Below are 23,480 nucleotides of genomic sequence, written 5' to 3' on the forward strand. Positions count from 1 at the left end.
TTTTGAAGCCAGCGTTTTCGCGTGGGCATTGGTTTTTAGTTACCCGAAGTGTCAGCCAGGGATCCCATCAACCGGCAAAATCCCGTCGGGTTGTGATCATATCGCAGCTTCAAAACGCAACCAACGCCCATCTTAGTGTCTCGCGGGCGGTCTTGCCGATGGGGCTGTCGCAGACCCGGATGGGCGCGTATAAAGTTTGCCTCGCGCAGCTTTCAATTGACACCATTCCCCCAAGAAATTCCGATGCCACGCGTCAAATCCTTTCGTGCCGTTCGTCCTCAGGTTGAAAACGCCGCCCGGGTGGCCAGCGTTCCTTACGACGTCGTCAACCGTGACGAAGCCGCAGCGCTTGCCGAGGGAAATAGCGATTCATTTTTGCATGTCGTTCGTCCGGACATCGATCTGCCGGCTGATACCGACCCCTATGCGGACGAAATCTACGCCAAGGCAGCAGAGAATCTGCAGCGATTCTTGCGTGACAAAGTGTTGGTCCAAGACGAGAACGATGGAATCTTTCTGTATCGCCAGATCATGAACGGGAACAGCCAGATCGGTGTGGTCTGCTGTTGTCACGTCGATGACTACGAAAACAACTTAATCCTCAAGCACGAATTCACCCGTCCGGTCAAAGAAGACGATCGTACCCGTCACGTGATGACACTCGGTGCCCATTCCGGTCCCGTCTTTTTGACCTATCGGGATAACGCCAGTGTCGACGAATTGGTCAACCAAGCGATCCAAGCCGATCCCCTGTATGACTTCACCGCCGATGACGGCGTTCAGCACACGGTGTGGAAAATCGACCAAGCCGATCCCTATGTTTCCGCACTGACTCAGGTCCCGGCTTTCTACGTGGCCGATGGTCACCACCGCGCTGCCAGTGCCTGGCGTGCCGGCAAGGCGCGCCGCGAAGCCAACCCGGGACACACCGGCGAAGAAGAATACAACTGGTTCTTGACGGTTCTGTTTCCATCAACACAGTTAAACATTCTGTCCTACAACCGCATCATCAAAGACTTGAACGGTATGTCGCCCGACGAAGTTCGCGCGCGTTTGGCAGAGGTGGGTACGTTGGAAAAGACCAGTGATCCGGTGCCACCGAGTGCGGGTTCCTTCTGCGTCTACTTGGACGGGCAATGGTGGTTGCTAACCATTCCGGCCGATTCGATTGACCAAAACGATGCGATCAATTGTCTGGACGTCGCATTGTTGGAAAAACGTGTGATCAATCCCATCTTTGGCATCGAAAACGTGCGAACTGACCCGCGAATTGATTTCGTCGGTGGAATTCGTGGCACCAAAGAATTGGAACGGCGAGTCGATTCCGGTGACTGGGCCGTTGCTGTATCGATGTATCCGACATCGATTGATCAACTGATGTCGGTTTCGGATGCCGGCGAAGTGATGCCACCAAAAAGCACTTGGTTCGAACCGAAACTTCGCAGTGGTCTTTTGACCCACCTGCTGGATTGATTTTCGATCGCCACAACGTTGGTGTGGAGGATTCATCCGACCGGGTTCTTGTGCTGTTCGCTTGAACTTTCGGTCGGGATGCCTCTTTCCGCCTGTACTAACGGTTGAATCCAACCAAGCTTAGGAATTGATCTTCGTTCAGGATTTCCATTTCGCGGCGTTGGATCAGTGCGTCGGCTTGTTGTTGGTCGATTCCATTGGTGCCGATGACAATACAATTGGTATCGTCGTCCGCCGTGGTCTGATGCACGCCACCGCTGCGGAGTGTCAATTCATGCGTTTGCTGTACCGAAAGCATTTGCAGTTGGCCACAAAACACGATGCGTTTTCCTCGTAGCGGCTGGATGAATTCAGCGCGAATCGCCAGTCGCTGCCAATCGACCGGGGCAGCCCCACTGTGCCCGGAAGCGCTGTGTCCGGAAGCGCTGTGTCCGGAAGCGCTGTGTCCGGCTACGGCGGTTTCATTGCCGGCAGAGTCGGATGTCATTTCACGCGTGATCGACGATTCGTCAAACGGGTTCATCGACAGCGCCAACGAGGGGCCGCCGCCACGCCGAAGCATGCGTTTGGGGACGCCAGGCTGTGTTTTTTTCGCTGCCGGCTTTCGTTTCTTGCTGTCCTTGCGAGCCGCATGGCTAACGCCCCATTTCCCCGCCTTGCCGCGCACGATGCGGAGTTTCTGTTCCAAGTCGACCATCGATTCGGCTTGACGAGCGATTCCGGCGGCCAGCAAAACTTTGGCACAGGCTCTCGAATCTTCCAGCGCGTCATGGTGTTTGAATTGAATGTCCAACCACTGCGACAGCGGTTTTAAACCAAAGCGTTGCCGATCCGGCCAAGTTTGGCGGGCAATCAGCCGTGTGCAGGAAAAATGCAGATCGGGAATGTCACACCCGTGACGTTCCAAGCACCCGGTCAGAACCCCAATGTCAAAGGGGGCGTTGTGGGCGATCAAACAGTCGTCGACCAAGAAGGTCGCGATCTCGTCCCACAATTGGCCGAATGTCGGCTGGGATTCGACATCGGCTGGGCGGATACCATGAATCCGAATGTTGCCCGGCGAGAAAAAGAATGGGTCAGGCCGGATCATCCACATCCGCTCGTCGACCAACTGGCCGTCGCGGACCACCACTGCCGCCAATTGGCAGGCGCTGTCGCGGCGGCGGTTTGCCGTTTCAAAATCGATCGCAGTAAAATTTGCCAGGAATGCCATCGCAAAAGTTTACGCCCAGAACGACGCCGGGGCGAGAGCCGACCGATTCCCAATCAGCGTTAACCAGCCATCCGTGTGATGCGGTTGTGTGGCTGAGCGATTTCAGTCGCGTTGGGCTGATAGCGAAATTGCATCAGGTAAGCGTCTTCAACCGTATCGTCGTAGAAATCACGCAGGACACTGATCGCTCGGAACCCAAGATTCTTGAAGAACAGTTGAGCCTCCAAGTTGGTTTCGCGGACTTCTAACATGATTCGGTTGCGTCGTTCGTGCGACAGCTTGCCGAACAGTTTGCTGCACATCGCGTTTCCGACGCCGTGCCGACGTTGTTCGCTGTGAACCGCGAAGTTTAAAATGTGCAGCCGATTCTTGTGCAATTCATAGATCATGAATCCCACAATCTTGTCATCTTTCTCGGCGACCATGCCGATGCAATTCCGTTGCCGGAGACAGCGAATGAAGTCTTCTTCAGTCCAAGCGAACTCAAAGCAATTCTGTTCAATCGCCAATACCGAGGGCATATCGCGTCGGATCATCCAACGAATATGCACGCATACGGGGGTTTCTTTGGCTTGCTTCATTTCTGGGCTCCTTTCCAGCGAGACGAGTCCCGAGGCTGCTAATTGACAGGCCGGCGAATCGCAAAATGCGTCAAAAAAACCAGCAAAACGTCCCGTTCATCGTGTCGTTTGCCGTGTGCCGGGAAAATAGCAAACGCATGGACTGGAACCAATACAGATTGGCCCCTGTTTTCAGCTCCCTGTGAATTTGTTGTGAGAATTTTGGGCGGAATTTTAACCGGGTTGGTGTTTCAAGTCGGCCTGCCATAGCCCTAAAGCGGGATTCTGGATGTAATAAAACTCGCTGCCATCGCTATCGGTATGCCATCCGTCGTTTAACGAGCCGACGTCGTAGCGTTGCATCAGTGCATTGATGTCGCCGGGGGTGTAGCCGACCGATGCGATTTCGTCGGCGGTCAATTTCCCAGCCCCATAGACCACTTCGAAACGGTTTTCAGGTGATCCATGTACCAAATGGGCCGCTGCGGATGGATTCGCCGCCAGGTCCTCGTGATCGGCCACCAATTGCACGATTTCTTCTTTGGTGCGATAGCCATAGCGTCGGATCAAGCGGTCGATTTCGGCGTCTTCGCCAAACTCTTCCACGGCCGGCCCCAAAATCGTCAGTCGACCACCGGTGGCGATTGCCAATCGAGTTCGGTAGATCGCTTTGTTCCCCAGCCAAGTGCTTTTAAATTCGGCGGGGTCCAGATAGGCGACCACATGTTGCGGTGGTTTTTCCAGATGAGTGATATTGACGCGATAGGCCAAATCGGCGGCTTTGAAAAACGTTTCGTGATCGTCGCCGATGTACAAACCACGCGTGTGCAGCGTGCCGTCACGCAGTTGCTGAACCACGGTCAACGCGTAAACGATCGGCATCCCTTCGCAAAAGTGATCTTGGGCATAGTTCAGGATTTGTCGTAGCGGCGTGTTAGCGCGCCCCAGTGTTTGCTCGATGCCATAGACAGCACTCAAGTAGTGACTTTCGTTGATCCCCTCCACGCCGCCGGTGCCGACAAAGACGTTCTTGTTGTAGTTGGCCATGCCGATGACTTCGTGTGGCACCACCTGACCAATCGAAAAAATCAAATCGTGACCTCCGTCACGTAGCAATTTGTTGACTTGGGCCTGCCAGGGTTTGTTGTACAGTCCCTCGGTTACCTCCGAGACATACGACGCGGGGACCGTCCCAAGTGTGACAACGTCATCGCGCCAGCGGTGGGGGCGAAACAGATCCAACGGCACACCAGGAAACATGTGAGACAACTGCTCGGGTTTCATCGGGCTGTGTGTGCCCAGCGCCGGCATGATGTCGGCGATCCGTTCACCCAGCATTTCGTAGCAGAGCGAAGTGATTTCACCGGCGCGGCTAAACAATCGCGTGTGGTCCGGTGGCAACAGCAGTGCTTTCTCGGGTGTACCAATTTTTGCGAACGTTTCGGTGAGTGCCGCGCGCAGATCGTCGCTGGTAAGTGACGTGGTTTCACTGCCGGTTTCAAAATAGATTGTCATAGGAAGCCGTGGTGCGATCGATCGCACGTCAATTGGATTTGAAAAATTGAAAGGTTGGGGATCACGCTGGGGCAAGCCTCTCTGGCGATCGGTTTTGATCCGTTTGCCAGGTATTCTGCAGTGTAGCGAGTACGCTACTCCTCTTGGCTGCCGTGACATTCACGTGGGATCATCCGTCCCGGGCCGTCACCGCTGTATCGAGCCAATAATATCGATTCGAACTCTTCACGCGATTTCATCTTGGCAAACTCCAGTCGAACCGATTCGTACAGGGGATGTGCTTGGCTGTATTTGATGCCGAATTTTCGCATCAACATTGGCGCACGCTTTTCGCCATAGGTTTGTTCGCACAGCTCAAAATGATCCCGCATCACGGCGGCCTGTTCCGACAGGCGCGGCGGATCGGGAATCGGCCGACCGGCAAACAGCTGGCGGGCCTGGTCGAAGATCCAGGGGTTACCGATCGCACCACGGGCCACGGTGACGCCGTCGATCCCCGTTTGCTGCATCATCCGCAAACAGTCCGCTGCTGAGAACAGGTCGCCACTGCCAAGGATTTTGATGCGGTCGCCGACATGCGCTTTCACATCGCGCAAAAACTCCCAGCGACTGGGACCAATGTAACGTTGCTGGACAGTTCGCCCGTGCACGGTTGCGGCAGCCAACCCGGCATCGATCGCGCCGTCCATAATCTGGAAAAAATCGTCCCGCGACTGTTGTGAATCGTCGATCCCACGCCGCATTTTGACCGTCACCGGAATGTGGTCGGGCACGATGTCACGGGTGCGCTGCAAAATGTCGATCGCGACAGCGGGTTGCGACAGATGAAACCCGCCGCGACAACGACCGAGTACCTTTTTGACGGGACAGCCAAAATTGACGTCAATGATGTCGAATCCGGCTTCGACCAGTTTCAACGCCCCCAGCGAGAACTGTTCGGGTTCGGCGCCCATCAGTTGGCCGCCAACGGGATGTTCGTCGGGGTGAATGTCTAGAAAGTGTTTCGTCTTTTGACGCTTGTTCAGCGCCAACAGAAACTGGTCCAACATGACTTCGCAAACCGTGTAACTCGCGCCGTGGCGACGGGCGATCACACGCATCGGCAGATCGCTGTATCCGCTTAGTGCGGCTTGGACGACGGGAAAGCCCAATGGAACGTTTCCAATCACCAGCGCCTGATCCAGCCCACTCGTTACACTAGAAGGCGGTTCAATCGCCCCATTTAAATCCTTCACTTGACCGGTCATGATGATGCGTTCTCTGACATGTTTTGCACTCGCAATTGTTTCCGCCGTCACTTTCGCCCAGCCGCCACAATCAGCCTCCATGAAGATTGAAACCGCTCCGTTTGGAACCGCCGACGACCAGCCGATCACCCGCTACACACTCGTCAACTCGCACGGGCATCAAGTCAGCGTCATGAATTTTGGCGCCACCTTGCTGGAAGTCGAAGTTCCCGACCGAGCCGGAAAACTTGCCAACGTCAATCTGTGCTTCGATTCGCTGCAACCCTACGTCGACGGACATCCTTATTTTGGCAGCACTGTCGGCCGGTTTTGCAACCGAATCGGCAACGCGTCCTTCACCATCGATGGCACTGAGTATCCCCTGGTTGTCAATCATGGAAAACACCAACTGCACGGCGGCAAGAAGAATTTTTCCTATCAGGTCTGGGACGCCCAGACATTCCAGGACAGCAAAACCGTCGGCGTACGATTCACGCTGCATAGCCCCGATGGGGACAATGGCTTCCCCGGCAACGTGACGGCCACGGCCGAGTACAGCTGGAATGATGCGGACGAACTGACGATTGTCTACTCCGCAACCTCCGACAAACCGACTCACGTCAATCTGACCAACCACAGCTATTGGAATCTTGGCGGCGCGGGTACGGGCACGGCAAAAGACCATGTGGCGACAATCCAAGCCGACAAGGCATTGGACGTCGATGGTGATTTGATCCCGACCGGGAAATACAACGATGTCGCCGGGACACCGCTGGATTTTCGCACTGCCACCGCGCTTGGCGATCGATTGGATCAGCTGCCTGCGACCAAAGGCTACGACCACTGTTACGTCGTTCGTGGCGAAATCGGCACGCTCCGCCCGGCGGCCTCGGTGGTCGATCCGGAATCCGGACGCACGATGGAGATCGAAACCACACAGCCGGGCGTGCAACTGTACACGGCGAACCATTTAGGCGGCGGCCCCGGAACTGCCGGAAACGGATCACATGATGCGTTCTGTCTCGAAACACAGCACTATCCCGACGCCCCCAATCAACCGGAATTTCCCAGCACATTGCTCAAGCCCGGCGACACACTTCGCGAAACCACCGTCCACCGCTTCGGCGTCCAGTAAGCCAAGAGTCGGTCGCCCTCGATGCCCAGCCACCGGTTGGTGTGGAGGATTTATCCGACCAGGTTTGGATCGAAGGAGTGGTGCATGGTCGGATGAATCCTCCACACCAACGTTCACCGGAATGCTTTCTTTATCGAGTGACCGGGGACAGACCTCAAGCCGGTGGGGTTTGACGATGTTGGAGGCAGAGTGAGTTACAGATCGGCGACAGGTCAAACGTTGGGGTTTGTTTGCTCGATTTGCTGGATCGCCCAGCGACAGGTGGCGGCGACTATTTCGTCGTCACTGCTGGCACCCTTGCGAAGCGCCGGGAGTGACGCTCGCTGGCCTTGGTTTCCCAACACGATTGCCGCGTTTCGTTGGATGCCGCGCAGTCGTGTGCGCCACAGCGGCGTCTTGCGAAATCGCTGGCGAAACTGATCTTCGTCGGCATCGAAAAACCATTCCAGCGAGACGCGGCGCAGTGGCGCGTCTTGATCCGACGTGTCGCTGTGGCGACTTGGCTTGCGGTTCCACGGACAGACCTCTTGGCAGATGTCACAGCCAAACGCCCACTCCCCGATGCTGCGTTGCAGATCCATCGGAATCGCTTCTCGGTGTTCGATCGTCAGATAGCTGATGCAGCGATTCGCATCAAGCACGCCGGGAGCCGGAAACGCGTCGGTCGGACAGGCGTCCAGGCATGCGGTGCAAGTTCCACAATGTGACGTCTGGTAAGGATCGTCGTAAGGCAGTTCGACATCCAACAGTAAACAGCACAAAAAGAAATAGCTACCTAGCTGGCGATTCAGTAGTAGCGTGTTCTTTCCACGCCAGCCAAGTCCAGCCAAGACGGCGAGCTCCCGTTCCAGCAACGGCGCGGTGTCCACACAACCGCGGACGTTTGTCGTCGGCGATTGGTCGCGAATCAGCCGCTTCAATTGCTTCATTTTGTGGTGAAGCGTGTCGTGGTAGTCGGCACCTGGCCAAGCATAGCGAGCAACTTTCACAGCAGACGTTGCTGAATCGTCGGGCGGATCCGCAGGATAGGGATAGGCCATTACGACGATGCTCTTGGTACCGGCCATCACACCGCGAGGGTGACGATAAGCATCCAGCCGATTGGCGAAATAATCCATCTCCGCGGCGTACCCGCTGTCGATCCACTTGACCAAGTCACTGAAACCGCTGGCATCGATCGCTGGGGCGATTCCCCATTTCACAAACCCCAACTGTTCGGCGAACTGCCCAAACGCCTGCAACCAAGGCGCCGCGTGGGTTGAGCGTTCGGTTGGATGCAACACCATCACTCTGTCTTGGATAGAAACGCAAGTAGGTCTCTGAGTTCATCAATCGACATTGTCTTTTGCAATCCCGCTGGCATGATCGATTGATCGCTAAATGAATGCTGCTCGATTTCCTCCAATCCGACCAGGAACGGTTCTCCGTCAGCTCCTTGGAACGACAATTTTTGGCCGACGCCTGGGGTGGCCGTTTTCAGTCCCGCCAACACCTTGCCATCGACGGTTAAGATTTTCCAGGGCACATACAGCGGCCCAACTTCTTTACTAGGATTCAAAATGGATTCTAGCAGCCGTTCACGTGTTTGCCCTCCCAACGAAGTCAGGTCCGGCCCCGTCGTCGCGCCACGTCCGGAATACGCGTGACAACGAATGCAGATTGAACGTGAAAAGACTCGCCCACCTGCTTCGGGGTCGCCACCATCACCCACCTGTTTCATCCAGCCTGACAAATCCGTTGCGTCCGGTTGCGCGGATTGGTCGGTCGCGGTGTGATCGGCCAGCACCCGTCTCGCTTCCTCGCGAATCATCTCGGGTTCACTTTCCGATTCTAATCGATTCAACAGTCCAACTTGCTGCTGTTTCGCTTTGGCCAACCCGGAGACCGCCGCAGCGCGGTTTCGATTGGTGACATGATCGTTAGCGGACAACTCTGCCAGTGCATTGATTGCTGCATCGCCGGAGCGTGCGTTTAACAGGCGAACGATTTCAAAGACTAGCTGATCGGACCTGCTATCGATCGCCCATTGCAACAATTCTGAATCGGAGGGTTGATTGCTGTCAGCGGGAATCATGCGAACCGCCATCGCCCGGATGGATGCGGATTGATGGGTGTCGGCCGCAAGTTGGGACAGCAGTTTTTCCCGGACCGGATCACGCACACCGCGTGAAGTGCCACCCTTCAGATAGGAAATCGTCGCGACAGCGGACTCAAACAATTTGGGTGAAATCGAAGGCCGCGACAGCAACGTTTGGATATTGTCTAGCAGTGACTGTTCTCCTCGTTCGGCGCTCCAACGCAGCGCCAACAGCACCGTCCCTTCGAACTGACTTGCCAATCCCTGGCGCAACAGCCTTTGACGCTCGGTCACAGTGATCGACGATGGATCAGACAATTCCAACCACCGCCAGGCGGCGAGCAATCCGATTTGCTGCCCAGATGTTTGACACACACTCCAATCAATCTGTTTCAAATTAGGTTGTTCAGCCAGAGCCGTGGTTGCGGCTTGGCGAACGAACGGGTCTTGATCGTCGAGTGCCTCAAAAATGGCTAGTCGATCATTTGATTTCGCGATCTGCTGAGCCAGTTTTTCGGCGGTCGTGAGTTCCGGCAAACTTGATGCAGATGTATCCGGTTGACTCTGCTTTCGACTCAGACGCCAAATCCGACCGGTTTGGTGGACGCTGTAGTCGCGTCGAACCCAATCGGTCACATAGATTGATCCGTCAGCAGCCTGTGCGATGCCGACGGGGCGGAAATCAGTGTCGCCTTGCACGATCGTTTCGGTCTGGCTTTTCCAGGACGCCCCCTCAGCTGACAAACGATAGGCCTCGACGCGGTTATCCCCCCAGCTGGTCACCCACAATCGGTCGGCGACCGGCATGACCGCGCAGGGAGCTTCTCCTGTGCCGGCAGCAAACGGTAGTGTGCCAGGCAATTCACCATTCCAGGCCAGCAGCGGATGCGTTCCAGCCCGGCCGAATCGAAACTGGAACCCATAGTCACCGCCGGGAACAACCTGTAGCAAGCGACAGGGCGGCATCGCATCCGGATCATTTCCAACGGTCCACAATCGCTCGGCGGAATCGAAACACATGCCGAACGGATTCCAAAACCCGGTCGCAACACGCTGTAAATTTGAACCATCGGGACGGATGCGAAAAATATTCCCTCCTTCACCACCGCCAATTTGTTTTGTTCCATCGCTGGCGATCAATTCATAGGGCTCGCCAAAATTCTCTCCTTGGCCGACGTACAACCAACCATCCGGTCCCATGACCAACCCGGCCAGACCATTATGCGGGTATTCAGCGACGGTATTCAAACGTAGCAGGACTTCGCGCAGATCAGCCTTGCCGTCACCGGTGGAATCTTTGATGCGGATGACTTCACTGCGGTTGGCGACAGCGATCCAGTTATCCTGCAGGATCGCCAGCCCCATCGTTGCAATTCCGCCCTCGTAAAAAATCGATTGGTCATCCAGACTACCGTCGCCGTCAGAGTCGGCCAGCAAATGAATCCGGTCTGTTTTTGGACCGGAGTAGTTGTCAGGAGGAAAGTGCGTGTGAGATTCAATCACCAACAGTCGACCTGCGGAATCGAATGCACACGCCACCGGCGTCACGATGTCCGGTTCACTGCGCACCAGTTCGATTTGCCAATCCGGATCAACGACCAAGGGAGGCTGTGGCGGATCAGCAAACAGTTCGCCGGCACAAAACAATACGCAGGCAGTTAACAGGAAACGAATCGGTGTCACGGCAAACTCGCGGGGAAGAAGTGCTTTCTGCAGCGCTGCATTGTAGACGAGACATCCGATGTGCATGGCAGACCAGTGAGGCTTCAAACAGAAAACTCGGGGTGGCCTCGTTTGATGCGGTCACCTGGCGTCGACGCAGCACTAGTCAATCCAACCCAGCACATCTCGCAGGATGCACCAGCGATTCGTTTCGTCCACCGGGTCTTCACCAAGAATCCAGTGATCATAAAGCTCGTCGTAGGTGCCGTTGGAACGCTTGAGCGCCAACCAATTCTTCAAAAACATCCCGAATGCGATGTCATCACCCGTCATGTAGTACAGCGGAACGCGGACTCGGTTTTGGAAAGGGTTGGCAACGGCAAATTGGGGGTTGCGCAGCGTCCAAGCCGAACCCGATTCTGCGCTGATGACCAAACCATCAACGTCACGGTGCACACCGTTGAAATACTCCTCTGGCGATTCAAGCGACACGACCTGTGTGTTTTTAGGCATCGCTCGAAAGAGGTGCTCGGCAAAGTAGCCGCCTTTGATCACCGCCAACTTGAGTTGCGGACGTTTTAGAATCTCTGCCTTGTCTTGGAATTCGGACTTTTTGTGATCGGGCACCACAAACGCTAGCGTCACGTCCATGTAAGCGTCGACCGATGGCATGCTGGCCGCTCGCCGCACGCTCCCTTCGATCGCTGACATCGCGACATCGAAGTGATCCGCTGAAAGTTGCTGATAAAGTTTCCCTTGTTCGATCGGGACAAACTCAATGCCAACTCCCAAATCATCTGCCAAATAGTAGGCCATCTGGATATCAAATCCGATCAACATCTGCGTGTCGGCGCGAAAATAGGCGAAAGGCATTTTGCCGGCATCAAATCCGACACGAATGAATCCTCGCTGTTGAATCCGTTGAACACGCGATTGATTTGGTTCGATCGGGTCCGGATTCGGCTGCGATCGTTCCAGCACTTTCACTGTCACGTCGGCAACACTGCTGAATTTGTGAAACTGCATTTCACGTTGTGTGATCAGTTTCTCTTTTGAATAGTGGTCTTGAAATTCGTTGGTTAAATAGCCACGAATCAAACCTGCGGAAAGTCCGACCAACAGCAGTGCTCCGCAGATTCGACTGATCAACCGGCCCCATTTGATGGTGAACGTGCCCTCCAAGATGGCGATCGTCAAGATCGAGAACACGATCAAGTGCATCGACTTCATCAGATCTCCGAACCGCGCCGCAATGACTCCCGAAGCCAGGTACAGATTAAAAATATCACTTGGTAGTTCTGCGATCTCCAGCAGCAACGGCAACGTGATCACGGGCTTTCCGAAGGAACCCAGAAAGCCAACTCCTAGCAGCGCGGGGTAGGTCGTCGGGTCGATCACATTGCCAAAGAACCAGGCTGCAAATGGCAGGAAGATCAACCCGATGATTCGACCAACATCGGGAAAAGGATAGGCAAGCGCGACCAAAGAACCCGGACTATTGTGATGCGAATGTCCTAATGTCGGATGGTCGTCAAACAACTCTTTCACGGCGTCGATGATCATCGGCAGCACGACGAAGGTGTTACCGATCACGAATGCTGTGATCAGAGGATTGCGAGCCACACGGATCACATCTCGATATCGCAGTGACGTCACCGTGGTCACGAAGACTGGCAACACGATAAAGGTCAGCAACAACGCTGACACCCCATAGGTCAACAGATAGCCCTGCAGCAGTTTGAACTTCTCGGGACTAATCGTTCCTGCAGTCGAGGCAACGATGGCAAACATGCCGATCGGAGTCAATTTGGCGACCATGCGGTTGAGCTTTCCAAGCACCTCGACAAAAACCTGCAACGGTTCCAGCAACTGCTCTTTCCGCGGATGCCGCATCAACGCAAACCCAACGCCTAAACTGAACACGACCACCGCGGGGATCGCGTTCTCTGCCAACGAACGAAACGGGTTGGAGGGGACAAACAGTTCCATCCAATTCGGCTGCGGTGGTGTTTCCGAGAAACGACTGCTAAAAAACGAGCCGGTATTCCAGACAGGAAATGCCATCGTCATGATCACCAGTGTGATGATCGCAATCAGCCACAAAGAGATCATGACAATGACAGCGCTACGGAGCAGTTGGTAGCTCGATCGTGGCGAAAGCCGGCCTGTGTTGGCGACCAATGAGACCGCCACATACGGCAGCACAGCCATTTGCAGCAATCCAACGTAAACGTCGCCGACCCACTGAATCGATTCCGTCGATTCGCCAAAAAACAAACCGCACAGAACTCCAGCGATGATCCCAACCACGATCATCTGCGTCATGCTGGTAAATCTCTTGGATGCGATCACAAAACCGGCCCTAACATCGCGATCGTGTTGTTCCAGATCCGTCGCGAAAACGACCATTGGGCAACTTCTTGCGACGTCACCTGTGTCGAACTGTCCAAATACGTCTGTTGACGTTGGCGAATCTGGCCGGTCATTTCGTCATCCGCCAACAAGACATTGTTTTCATAATTCAATTCAAAACTTCGACGATCCATGTTTGCTGATCCGATCATGCTGACCGCCCCATCGATCGTCAACGTTTTGGCATGCAACAGGCCCCCAGAATACTCATGGATTTTCACGCCCGCGGCTAACAGATCAGCGTAGTAACTGCGGCTCGCTGCCGCCACAATCCTGGAATCGTTGCGTGCCGGGAATACAATTTTCGTGTCCACGCCGCGATAGGCCGCCGAGCATAACGCAGCTTGCAATGATTCGGTGGGCACGAAATAGGGCGTGGAAATCACCAGTTCATCGCGAGCGGAGTATATCAGCGAGACAAACATCTCGGGCATCGCCGAGCAACGAACGTCGGGACCCGTGGCAACCACTTGTGCGGGAAACCCGCCTTCCTGTGATGGCACCGGTGAGACCAGCAACGCGTGCAGGTCTTCATTGACGCTGGTCATCCAATCATAGGCAAACAACCATTGATTTTGCTGTGCGATCGGCCCTTCAAATCGCAGCACGATGTCGACCCAAGGCGCGTATTTGGGTTTGATCAAGAACTCCGGATCGGCGCAGTTCTGGCTACCGCAATAAGCGATCCGGCTATCAATGACCAGCAGTTTACGGTGGTTGCGCAAATCGATACGACGAAAGAAAGCGCGCAGTAGCGGTCGATTGATCGGCAGAGCGATCGACAATTGCACGCCGGCATCGCGCATTGATTTCCAGTGCACCGAATTGATGATCCCACGTGAGCCCAACCCGTCGGCCATTGCGCGACAGCGAACGCCGCGTTTCGCCGCACGCTGCAAGGCTTCCACAATTTTGGACCCGTTTCGATCTGCCAGCCAAATGTAAAAGATCAGATGGACATGATGCTTGGCGGCATCAATGTCGGCAACCATCGTGTCAATGGTCACGTTCGAATCGGACATCAATGTTGCTTGGTTCCCGGTGACCGGAGCGAATCCACTGATTGATTGGCCGACGGCAAACGACGGCTGGTAATCGCGGGGAATTACCTGCATCGACGGATTGGGGTTCTCCGGCACGGCCCCCCGTGAAGACAATGCTGATGAAAGCTGCCGCAGACGATGTTTGCGATGCCGTCCCAAATTGACTTCGCCGAGAAACAAATAGGCAACAATCCCGCCGATCGGCACCGCGCAGACAACCGCGATCCAGGCGATTCGGGATGCCGGTTCACGGTGTTCTCGCAAGAGGACTCTCAAGATCACAGCGATCAAAATTGAGAGATGCAGTGCGAGCAGTAGGGAGGCGTCGGAGATCAAGACACTCACTCGTGTGGTTCGGTCAGCAAACGAAAGTCGACGACCAATGGCAGGTGATCCGATGCCTGACGCGAGATTTCCGTGCGGCATGAGAAAGCGTGATCGACCTGCAGATCGCCGCGATAGAACACGCGGTCCAAACCACGCACCGGGACGGCGGCTGGGAACGTTTTGATCCTTGGCCCAGCAATCGCAAATTCCGCCGGATGCATGATCTGTTTGCCCAGCGAACCCCAAACATCGTTGAAGTCACCGGCAATCACTAGTGGCGTCTTTCGATGCGTCCGGCGTAGCAGATCGTTTTGCAACAGTCGACGCAGTTGAATTTTGCGTTCAAATCCGGCTAATCCCAGATGCACATTGGCAATCCACAGGGTTCGCTCATGCCCCAGGTGCCGCAATTTGCAGTGGGCCAACAAAGCGCGTCGAGATTTTTTGAACGGAATCGTCAAATCGACGTCGAATACTTCGGAGATCGGAAACCGGCTCAGGATGGCGTTTCCGTAATGCCCTTGTTTCAATTGCACGGTCCGCCGAAAGGCATGGTGTTTCATTCCCAATGCATCCGAAAACAATTCGACTTGATAGTCAAATTTAGATCGAGGAACGTTGTCGTCGACCTCTTGCATCAGCACGATGTCTGCTTCGCAGTGCGCAAGCGCATCGATGATCCGCTGTGGACGATAGCGGCGATCAATGCCACCAATGCCTTTATGAATGTTGTAGGTAACGACCCGAAACACTGACTCGTTTTCGCGTTGGTCTGAGTCGATTGTTTTCTCAGCCATGCTATTCGAACCAGCCATTGCGATAGAAATAGTACAGCATCAACGCGGGAATCATCACCATCATTCCGATTGCCAGTGGGTAGCCCATCGGCGAATCTAGTTCAGGCATGTCCTGGAAATTCATGCCCCAGATGCCAGCCAGCAAGGTGATCGGCATAAAAATCGCTGATAGGATCGTTAACAATCCTAACCGGTGATTCGTCTTGTCTTGCGCAAACATCTGAAACCCGGCACGCAGATCACCAATTCGTCGATCCAATCGATCGATGGAACGATCGGCGGCTTGCAGGTTCGCCAGCGCGCAGTGCATGTGCAATGCCGAGTCCTTGTTGGCAAAAAAGGATTCTTCAATTGTCCGCAATGATTCCAACGACGGAAGTTGTTCACTGACCACTGTGTCCAGGACCCGCAATTCGGTCCGCATGTCGACGATTTCGTCGGCGTCCACTAAATCGGGTTCTCGATCCATCTTTTCTTCCAGGACGACGATCAGACTGCGGATCGCTGCCATGTTTGCCAAACAGTCCAATGACAGCTCGATCATCAGTGCTGACAGGAGCGCCGAAATACTGCGATCCGCTAACCACTCGCCGGACTTGCGGATTTCAATGCTACGCTGTGGTGTCAGCAGCGAAGCTTCGTGGATCGTCAGTAACAGATTGTCGCGGCACAACACGAACAGGTGTCTCGCTTCACGCAATCCCGTCTTTCCAATGTGTAGAAATGGAATCACCAATAGCGTTTCATGGTTCAGTGGATAGAACCCGGTGTGGTGACGGGCGTCTCGCAATAGCCGTTTGGACATCGCCGTCAGAGATAACTTTTCTAACCAGGGATTCAGTTCTGACGTATCTGGATCATGCAGGTCGATCCAAACTCGGGCATCCGAGTTCTGGCTGGCGGTGACGGCTTGTTGTGGGTCAATCGGAACCAACTGGAGTGACGTGTCGATTTCGAAAGCATGAACAATCATGGGTGCTGGATTCAGATTCGCAATGTTGACGGGCTTGCCCTAGGGAATCTTACTGCCTGGGCCGCTGCTGTCGTAGTGTAGCGCCGGAGTGTGATGGCGCGGCGGGACGAAACGAACATTGTTGGCGGTCAACGATCGCGCGGCTCACCGCGTTGGCTACCATTCCGCTAAACTTAGCCGCTGGCGTTGGTTTTCCGCGCTCAATATCCCACGACAGGGTGTCTCGTGTGGCTATCGTCTGCGCTGTGACGTCGTCAGAACGATTGGTTTTCGAAACTGAAAGGAACTCACCGCCCAATGACCTCGCATTCGTTTCAAAAGTTACGGGACTGGATTTCCGTCTCGATTCGGTTCTTGCGTGGGCGTGAACCGATCATGATGGCCGGATTGTTGGTCGTGGTTTTGGGGACCTGGGGTTTTATCGAACTGGCCGACGAAGTGATCGAGGGCAGCACCGGAGACTTTGATCGCTGGGCGGTGGAAAAAATGCGTGACCCGGACGAGCCTTCGCGGCCGATCGGACCGCCCTGGATGGCTTCGATCGGGCGTGACCTGACGGCGCTTGGCGGGGTAGCGGTCCTGACCTTGGTGATCATTGCGTCGGCGGGCTTTCTGGTCGTCAATCGGTCTTACCGGACGATGGTTGTGTTGGTGCTTTCGACGACGACCGGCATCACCGCCAGCATGTTGCTCAAACATTTTTTTTCGCGTCCACGCCCTGACGTGGTGCCGCATCTGGACCAGGTCTATACCAGCAGTTTCCCGAGTGGCCATTCGATGATGTCGGCCTTGGTGTATTTAACCTTGGGGGCCTTGATCGCACCCGTCCTGCAGCGGTTTTGGTTGCGGTTTTATGTTTTGACACTCGCAATTGTGATCACAGGACTGATTGGGGTCAGTCGTGTTTACATGGGAGTACACTACCCGACCGATGTGTTGGCCGGATGGGCTGCCGGACTGGTCTGGGCCATCGGTTGTTGGTTGATTGCTCGTCAAACTGTTTAAACCCTGGATGTTGAATGTTTGCTGAAACCGCTGGTAGCCGGAAAGCGATTGGCGACGTCGACGTGCTGTTTCATGACGGGTTGTATCACCTGTTTCATTTGGTTTTGCCCAATCACGATTTCATCGCGCACGCGGTGAGTACCGATGCATTGAATTGGCGTCGCGTCAACAATGCCTTGTTCATCGGTGATCCCGGCAGCTGGGACGATTTGATGCTGTGGACGATGCACATTTCGCCGGATCCGTATCAAAGCGGACAATGGCGAATGTTCTACACCGGACTCTCCCGCCGCGACCGGGGCAAATACCAACGCCTGGGGCTGGCGACTAGCCGGGATCTATTTCATTGGCACAAAGCCCCCGTAAACTGGGAAGATCATCGCGGCCGTCAGGACCCGCAACGGGTTCGTCAGGCGGTGCGCCAAAGTCGTTCGGATCAGGCCGATAGTCGGCACGCAATGATTGATCCTGACAGCTGTTTCCCGCTCGAGCCAGATCCGCAGTACTACGAAGCGTCGTTGGACGAAGGCCGCAACTGGGTCAGCTTCCGCGACCCATTCTTCTATCATGACGGCACCGACGGTTGGCTGTTAGCGGCGGGCCGCATCAATCGAGGCCCAATCGTACGCCGTGGCTGTGTCGCGTTGATGAAGGAGGTCTCGCCACACCATTTTCAAGCGCTGCCGGCTCTGCATCATCCGCGTCTCTATGACGACGTCGAAGTCCCCAATTTGATCAAAATCGAACAGGACCACTACCTGATCGGCAGCATTCGCGAAGACGCCAAGATCCGTTATTGGCACACCGATTCCATCGGCAACCAATGGAGCAGCTACCAAGACAACGTGCTGTTGGCCCAAGGCAATTATGCCGGCCGGGTCTGCAAAGACGACAAGGGCTGGCTGTTGTGGAACTTCTTTTCGATGGATCTCGACGACCGCACCGCCGACAATATGATGCCCCCGCCCAAACGATTGGTGCGAACCGAATCTGGATTGCTGCGGGCCGTTAGTTTTGAAGGCATCCAAGACTGCGTGTCGGAAACTTTGGACGCACGGTGTATTCACAGTTTGATCGATGATGTGACGCCACAGGTCGACATCTGCCAAGCGGCCAACTCGCACTTGGAATTGGCAAGTGAGTGTGGCTTTCAAATTTTCCTGTTCGATGAAACCTTGGACCATTTCTGTTTTGCGGCCAAATTGGAAATGCAAGGCATCGGCAAATGTGGGGTCGTGTTTCGGATGGATCCGGAAACACGCGATGGCTACTACCTGTCACTGGATTTGTTGAAGGGGGTGGCCCAATTGCGTGCCTGGGGGACCGGTGAAGCCGGCAGCGGGGAAAACATGATGCAATTTCGATCGCTACAGTCGGGCTACTGGTATTCGGATTGCGGTCCGCAAGCAGAGATTCAATTGATTGTCTTTGGCAGCTACGTCGAGCTGTCGATTGACGGCCGTGTGGTGCTCTCGCTGGCGGATCAAAGTTTCGGCAAAGGCAGACTGGGAATCTATTTGGAAACGGCAATGGTTCGTGTGGGCGAGGTCACTCTGCAGCGTCTGGTGTCACCCCAACAGACCGACGAACACTTGGTCAGTGGTTGACCACAACGCGGTGAGACGCAGTTGCTAGCCTGCCCAAAGAACGTCTCAGCGATCTGTCGACAGCGTTGGGTCGCCGGTCACCAAGAACTAACCGTCCGCAAAATCGATCCGGTTGCGTAGGGTGAAATCTTTCACTCAGCTTGGGCTTCAATGGTTGTGTGACCCCAATAGACATTTGATCGCTTTTATTTCACCCCGACCAACGCAACAATCGCCCTGATCGGAAGCGATTCAGTGTTGCCCGCAAGTTTGCGGATTGGCGAGCAACGGATCCTGAGCCAGCGAGAAATATGTTTCAACGGGCCACTACTGAACGGAACAGCATGATGCCTGAACAGCGTTCATTGACGCTCGTGGGTTTGGTGCTGGCGGCAAGTGTCATCGTTCTGGCGACGTATGCATCGACGCTCGGCCAGGCCATGCATGCTTGGTCGTCCGACCTGGATTATTCCCACGGATTCATCGTGCCGCTGGTTGCCTTGGTTTACTGTTGGCAGAAGTGGCCTGCGATCAGCGCACAAGTGTTTCGCAACCAGTCGGGCGGAGCGGTCGCGTTAGGAATCGGATTGATCGTTTTGTCGGCGATTCTGCACGGGGCCGGCATGTACCTGCGAATCTTGGCGGTGGAGCTTTTTTCGTTGATTGTTTTGCTGGCCGGGGCCGTGCTGGTGTGGTGCGGCGTGTCGGCTTTCCGGCGGTTGTTCCCGGCATTTTTATTCCTGCTGTTCATGATTCCGATTCCCGGTCAGATCATTGGCCCCCTGCGCGACCGGTTGCAACAAACCGCTACATCGGTCAGCGTATTCGCATTACAGACCACTGGGATTCCCGCGGCTTCGCGTGGCAACGTGATCTTGCTGCCGGATACAGAAGTGGGGGTCGCCGAAGCCTGTTCGGGGTTACGAATCTTGGTTTCGCTGGCGGCATTGGTTTCAGCAATCGCGATGTTTATCGATCGCGGACCGACCGAGAAATTCTTTCTGTTTGCTTCCATTATTCCCATCGCGATACTGATCAATGCCGGACGAATTGCATTGGTTGCCGCGACAGCACAATATCAACCGACGTGGGAGCATGGCGTCCACGACATTGCCGGCATGGCGATGATCCTGGTTGCAATCGCTCTGATTTGGTTGTTGTTGAAATTCATGGATGCTTTGCTTGCTCCTTCACAACCCGCCCGCCCCAGCCCTGCGGCGCGGGCAGTTCTATAGGACCCTCCGATGGAATGTATTGAACAAAATCAAACTGAGTCTCACGACGAAGAAACGTCGCTGAGCGGTCCTCGGCCGGCGCGGGTCCGACGGGCTGGGATCGTCGAAACTCAATCGAGCCCGATCGGTGGTTCGGGACTGCCACCTCGCGGTGGCGATGACGATGAGCCTCATTTTGATCCATCGGTGATCGGCCATTCGGTTCGCCGTCGCTGGCCGATTGCTTGTCTGTGTGGTGTATTGATCGCGCCGGTTTTGGCCGCTGCAGCTTGGTTCGCCCTGCAACCGAAATTTGCCGCCGTCGCCTTTCTACGAATCGATGCCGTTGATGCTCCACTGGCGTTTCAAACAGCCGACCGCAGTGGCGGCGGCCGTGGCTCGTTCGACCTATACAAGAGCACTCAAAGCCAGCTGATTAAAACGCCATTCGTTCTAAACAAAGCCCTGTCGGATGATCGCGTCAAATCGCTGGAAATTATCAAAACCAATCCGGATCCAAGCGAATGGATGAAAGATGGTTTAACGGTCGACTTTCCGGGCCGCAGCGAAGTGATGTCGATTACGTTCGAATCCGGCGATGCCGCGGCATCGCTGGCGGTATTGGACGCAATCGTCGACGCCTACATGAACGAAGCGGTGCTCGATGAGGTCAACGAGCGACGTCTGCGTCTGGATAATCTGGAACGGGTGTTCTCAGAAACGGAAAGCAAGGTTCGCGACAAACGCGCCGACATTCGAAAATTGGCGGACACATTGGGAACCAGCGATAGCGAATCACTAAGCATCGCCCAACAGATGTCGATCCAACGCTACGGCCAAATCCAATCGGAGTTAGGCAAAGTCGAATTTGATTTGATGCGTGGCCAAGGCGAGTTGGAAGCCTTCGGAAAAGTGCTGGAGAAACTTGAAGTCACACGAACGGAATTGGTCGCGGCACTCGAAAAATCAAAGGCCGAGCAGCCCGCAACCAGCGAGTCCGGCGACGGCGAGAAAACCGTGGTGGCAACATCATCCCAGCCTTTGGCAGCCAATGCATCTGCCAACGATCAAGAGCTGTCGGCAGATAGTGAAGAATTGCCAGACGGCTATGAGTTGACCGATGTCGAAATCACCGCCGTCGTCTCCGCAGACGCAATCTATCAACGACTCTACGGCGAGGGCCGCAGGTTGTACGACGAAATTGAGCTTTACAAATCCGAATTCGGGGAAGGCATGATTCGTCATCGCCGTGCCCAACTGCAACGACTGAAGAGCGAAATCCAGCGCCGCAAGGAAGAGATTGTTCGTATTGCACAAGCGGAAAAAATTAAGCAGCTACAGTCGGGCGAGATGGACGTTTACGCCGATTTGACGGTCGAGCAACGACAGATCGCCATCAAGATTGCCGAAATCGAACAGCAAATCAAAGCCCAGAAACAATTGATGGCGAATCGTGAGATCGGCGTTGGTGTGCTACAGCAACAGACCAAACGCATCGAAAACGACTTGAAAGAATTGGGTGCCGAAGCCAAGAAATTGGGCCGCTCATCCGTCGATGTCGAAATGATGCGTGCCGAGATCGCATCGCTAGATGATGTGTTGGCACGATTGTCCAGTGAAATCGAGCGGACTCGGATTGAGCTGAAAACCGGGTCGCGAGTGTCTGTGATCTCCGAGTCGTCCAAAATCAGTGACGGCGGTTCCAAGAAACGTTTCTTGGCGACCGGGATGGCTGCGTTTGCCGGACTGTGCATTCCCCTGTTGGCGTTTGTCGGTTACGACGCCCGCAGCAAATTGGTCAACGGTTCGGATTCGATTTCACGTGAGCTGTCGGTGCCACTGTTGGGCAGTGTCCCCAATGAACGTAATTTGGCACGCCAATTTGAATCGAATCGAATTGTCGACGGAGCCTTCGGAAATTCTGTCGGTTCGATTGTCGCAATCCTGGTCAACAAGGCCAAGTTTGATGATGCAAATATCATCATGGTCAGTAGCGCGGTGTCGGGCGAAGGCAAAAGCACGCTTTCAAATAGCTTGTGGCGTGGGTTGGCCGATGCCAAATACCGAACACTGATCGTCGACTTTGATCTCCGCCGTCCAACCTTGCACCGTGATTTGGGAATCGACGCCGGACTGGGTGTTTCCGATATCGTCGGTGATGGCGTTTCATGGAAAAAATGCATTCGCAAACACAGCGATTCCAAATTCTTCATGACGGCTGGATCATGCAAGGACCTCAACCTCGCTGCGGCCGCACAAAACACGCTGCCGCAATTGTTCGATGAGTTGCGCATCCATTTTGATTTTGTGATCGTCGATACCCCTCCGATTCTGCCCGTGGTCGATTCGCGAGTGATCGGCGAACACGTCGATGGGTGTGTGTTGGCAGTGATGCGAGATCGTAGCCGAACGCCACAGGTTGCTGCGGCTGCAGAAACGCTCAAAGCTCACGGCACACCAATCATGGGCGTGGTGGTCAACAAATGCAGCGGTAAATCATCCGACGCAACTTACTACGATTACAGTTGATCGGTCTCCGATGAATCTTTCACCCCTCAGTCGATCTTGGATCGGATTGATCAGTTTGACCTTGGTCGGTTGTTTTACGCTGGGTTTGTCTTGGTACGGCATCGGCGCAGCACCGGTCATCGCGGCGCCTCAAGTCAGTTTCGCCGAACTGCCCGCCGAAATCGGCGGTTGGCACGGAACCGAACTAGCGCTCACGGACCAAGAGTATGAGGTACTCGACGCGCTGGACGTGGCGAGTGTGCAGTTCACTGACGATGCGGGACGAATTGCGTATGTGCACACTGCGGTCTGGGACAATCCAGATTACGTCGCCGAAGTCTGCCCGCACCATCCGACGGTTTGCTATCGCAACACAGGATGGACGGCAGTCGATGAAAAACTGATCGAGTTGGATGTCCCCGAGGTTGGATTGGTGCCCGTCCAATTGCTGCTACTTTCACGCGAAAAAGTGCGTGTGGTTGTCGCCTTCACCTACGAAATTGGGGAATTCCACTTCACCACCGATCGAGGCGCCCGGGCCGTCCAGATGCAATTGCTTTCACGGCACACCTGGCCTCCGGTGACAAAATTCTTGGTGCAAACGGCCGCTCCGTCGATCGACGAAGGGTTTGAAACGGTTCGCCCCCTACTGGCCGGATTGATCGGTTGGAATGCGACAGCGTCGAGACCAGCATCCATCTAGGCAGCGCCAAAGAGCGACTTTGTCGCTTTCGATGCGAGAAACTCTGGCATT

Annotated in this window: 17 protein-coding genes; 7 read left to right on the forward strand and 10 right to left on the reverse strand. The window is 54.9% G+C overall.

The annotated features are described in order from the left end of the window. Positions 1-243 precede the first annotated feature (243 nt). A complete protein-coding gene (locus tag NHH03_RS02510; RefSeq protein ID WP_253154162.1) occupies positions 244-1,473 on the forward strand; it encodes a DUF1015 domain-containing protein in 1,230 nt (409 codons plus the stop codon). Positions 1,474-1,570: 97 nt separating this feature from the next. Here NHH03_RS02510 and NHH03_RS02515 read toward each other — a convergent pair whose 3' ends face one another. The 4 genes from NHH03_RS02515 to NHH03_RS02530 form a co-directional block, all read right to left on the reverse strand. Further along, positions 1,571-2,686, reverse strand: a complete 1,116-nt coding sequence (locus NHH03_RS02515; protein WP_253154163.1) for an exonuclease domain-containing protein — start codon at positions 2,684-2,686, stop codon at positions 1,571-1,573. A 59-nt stretch (positions 2,687-2,745) separates the two neighbouring features. Beyond that, the gene (gene rimI, locus NHH03_RS02520; RefSeq protein WP_315861420.1) at positions 2,746-3,222 is read right to left on the reverse strand and encodes a ribosomal protein S18-alanine N-acetyltransferase; all 477 of its coding nucleotides are present in this window, start codon (positions 3,220-3,222) and stop codon (positions 2,746-2,748) included. 258 nt (positions 3,223-3,480) lie between these two features. Next, on the reverse strand, positions 3,481-4,761 hold the full coding sequence (locus NHH03_RS02525) for a lactate racemase domain-containing protein (RefSeq protein ID WP_253154165.1): 1,281 nt from the start codon (positions 4,759-4,761) through the stop codon (positions 3,481-3,483). 134 nt (positions 4,762-4,895) lie between these two features. Next, on the reverse strand, positions 4,896-6,008 hold the full coding sequence (locus NHH03_RS02530; protein ID WP_253154166.1) for a tRNA dihydrouridine synthase: 1,113 nt from the start codon (positions 6,006-6,008) through the stop codon (positions 4,896-4,898). A 79-nt stretch (positions 6,009-6,087) separates the two neighbouring features. Here NHH03_RS02530 and NHH03_RS02535 point away from each other — a divergent pair, with 79 nt between their 5' ends. Further along, positions 6,088-7,122: an aldose epimerase family protein gene (locus tag NHH03_RS02535; RefSeq protein ID WP_253154167.1), complete on the forward strand. Its 1,035-nt coding sequence runs from the start codon at positions 6,088-6,090 to the stop codon at positions 7,120-7,122. Positions 7,123-7,334: 212 nt separating this feature from the next. Here NHH03_RS02535 and queG read toward each other — a convergent pair whose 3' ends face one another. The 6 genes from queG to NHH03_RS02565 form a co-directional block, all read right to left on the reverse strand. Then, complete coding sequence (gene queG / locus NHH03_RS02540) at positions 7,335-8,408, reverse strand: tRNA epoxyqueuosine(34) reductase QueG (RefSeq protein WP_253154168.1); 1,074 nt, start codon at positions 8,406-8,408, stop codon at positions 7,335-7,337. After that, positions 8,408-10,948 (reverse strand): PVC-type heme-binding CxxCH protein, encoded by a 2,541-nt coding sequence (locus NHH03_RS02545; protein WP_253154169.1) that lies wholly within the window; start codon positions 10,946-10,948, stop codon positions 8,408-8,410. The genes queG and NHH03_RS02545 overlap by 1 nt, the downstream gene beginning before the upstream one ends. A gap of 75 nt (positions 10,949-11,023) precedes the next feature. Beyond that, positions 11,024-13,186: a cation:dicarboxylate symporter family transporter gene (locus NHH03_RS02550; RefSeq protein WP_253154170.1), complete on the reverse strand. Its 2,163-nt coding sequence runs from the start codon at positions 13,184-13,186 to the stop codon at positions 11,024-11,026. 23 nt (positions 13,187-13,209) lie between these two features. Continuing rightward, positions 13,210-14,661 (reverse strand): cardiolipin synthase, encoded by a 1,452-nt coding sequence (gene cls, locus NHH03_RS02555; protein WP_253154171.1) that lies wholly within the window; start codon positions 14,659-14,661, stop codon positions 13,210-13,212. Further along, positions 14,658-15,440 (reverse strand): endonuclease/exonuclease/phosphatase family protein, encoded by a 783-nt coding sequence (locus NHH03_RS02560; protein ID WP_253154172.1) that lies wholly within the window; start codon positions 15,438-15,440, stop codon positions 14,658-14,660. The genes cls and NHH03_RS02560 overlap by 4 nt, the downstream gene beginning before the upstream one ends. 1 nt (position 15,441) lies before the next feature. Then, the gene (locus NHH03_RS02565; RefSeq protein ID WP_253154173.1) at positions 15,442-16,413 is read right to left on the reverse strand and encodes a magnesium transporter CorA family protein; all 972 of its coding nucleotides are present in this window, start codon (positions 16,411-16,413) and stop codon (positions 15,442-15,444) included. A gap of 297 nt (positions 16,414-16,710) precedes the next feature. On the opposite strand from NHH03_RS02565, the gene NHH03_RS02570 reads away from it, so the two are divergent. The 5 genes from NHH03_RS02570 to NHH03_RS02590 all read left to right on the forward strand — a co-directional run bounded on the left by NHH03_RS02570 (position 16,711) and on the right by NHH03_RS02590 (position 23,429). Further along, positions 16,711-17,418, forward strand: coding sequence for a phosphatase PAP2 family protein (locus NHH03_RS02570; RefSeq protein WP_253154174.1), 708 nt, complete (start codon positions 16,711-16,713; stop codon positions 17,416-17,418). A 14-nt stretch (positions 17,419-17,432) separates the two neighbouring features. Then, positions 17,433-19,025, forward strand: a complete 1,593-nt coding sequence (locus tag NHH03_RS02575; RefSeq protein ID WP_253154175.1) for a glycosyl hydrolase — start codon at positions 17,433-17,435, stop codon at positions 19,023-19,025. 323 nt (positions 19,026-19,348) lie between these two features. Next, complete coding sequence (locus tag NHH03_RS02580; RefSeq protein ID WP_253154176.1) at positions 19,349-20,239, forward strand: exosortase/archaeosortase family protein; 891 nt, start codon at positions 19,349-19,351, stop codon at positions 20,237-20,239. Between the two features lie 9 nt (positions 20,240-20,248). Then, positions 20,249-22,747, forward strand: coding sequence for a polysaccharide biosynthesis tyrosine autokinase (locus tag NHH03_RS02585; protein ID WP_253154177.1), 2,499 nt, complete (start codon positions 20,249-20,251; stop codon positions 22,745-22,747). A 10-nt stretch (positions 22,748-22,757) separates the two neighbouring features. Next, positions 22,758-23,429 (forward strand): exosortase C-terminal domain/associated protein EpsI, encoded by a 672-nt coding sequence (locus tag NHH03_RS02590; protein WP_253154178.1) that lies wholly within the window; start codon positions 22,758-22,760, stop codon positions 23,427-23,429. Positions 23,430-23,480: the final 51 nt, after the last annotated feature.

This window comes from Stieleria tagensis, assembly GCF_024129865.1.
Taxonomy (GTDB): domain Bacteria; phylum Planctomycetota; class Planctomycetia; order Pirellulales; family Pirellulaceae; genus Stieleria; species Stieleria tagensis.

Coding starts and splice junctions, on each gene's coding strand:
- NHH03_RS02510 (WP_253154162.1), top strand. CDS start 244: ATGCCACGCGTCAAATCCTTTCGTGCCGTTCGTCCTCAGGTTGAAAAC.
- NHH03_RS02515 (WP_253154163.1), bottom strand. CDS start 2,686: ATGGCATTCCTGGCAAATTTTACTGCGATCGATTTTGAAACGGCAAAC.
- rimI (WP_315861420.1), bottom strand. CDS start 3,222: ATGATCCGACGCGATATGCCCTCGGTATTGGCGATTGAACAGAATTGC.
- NHH03_RS02525 (WP_253154165.1), bottom strand. CDS start 4,761: ATGACAATCTATTTTGAAACCGGCAGTGAAACCACGTCACTTACCAGC.
- NHH03_RS02530 (WP_253154166.1), bottom strand. CDS start 6,008: ATGACCGGTCAAGTGAAGGATTTAAATGGGGCGATTGAACCGCCTTCT.
- NHH03_RS02535 (WP_253154167.1), top strand. CDS start 6,088: ATGAAGATTGAAACCGCTCCGTTTGGAACCGCCGACGACCAGCCGATC.
- queG (WP_253154168.1), bottom strand. CDS start 8,408: ATGGTGTTGCATCCAACCGAACGCTCAACCCACGCGGCGCCTTGGTTG.
- NHH03_RS02545 (WP_253154169.1), bottom strand. CDS start 10,948: ATGCACATCGGATGTCTCGTCTACAATGCAGCGCTGCAGAAAGCACTT.
- NHH03_RS02550 (WP_253154170.1), bottom strand. CDS start 13,186: ATGACGCAGATGATCGTGGTTGGGATCATCGCTGGAGTTCTGTGCGGT.
- NHH03_RS02560 (WP_253154172.1), bottom strand. CDS start 15,440: ATGGCTGAGAAAACAATCGACTCAGACCAACGCGAAAACGAGTCAGTG.
- NHH03_RS02565 (WP_253154173.1), bottom strand. CDS start 16,413: ATGATTGTTCATGCTTTCGAAATCGACACGTCACTCCAGTTGGTTCCG.
- NHH03_RS02570 (WP_253154174.1), top strand. CDS start 16,711: ATGACCTCGCATTCGTTTCAAAAGTTACGGGACTGGATTTCCGTCTCG.
- NHH03_RS02575 (WP_253154175.1), top strand. CDS start 17,433: ATGTTTGCTGAAACCGCTGGTAGCCGGAAAGCGATTGGCGACGTCGAC.
- NHH03_RS02580 (WP_253154176.1), top strand. CDS start 19,349: ATGATGCCTGAACAGCGTTCATTGACGCTCGTGGGTTTGGTGCTGGCG.
- NHH03_RS02585 (WP_253154177.1), top strand. CDS start 20,249: ATGGAATGTATTGAACAAAATCAAACTGAGTCTCACGACGAAGAAACG.
- NHH03_RS02590 (WP_253154178.1), top strand. CDS start 22,758: ATGAATCTTTCACCCCTCAGTCGATCTTGGATCGGATTGATCAGTTTG.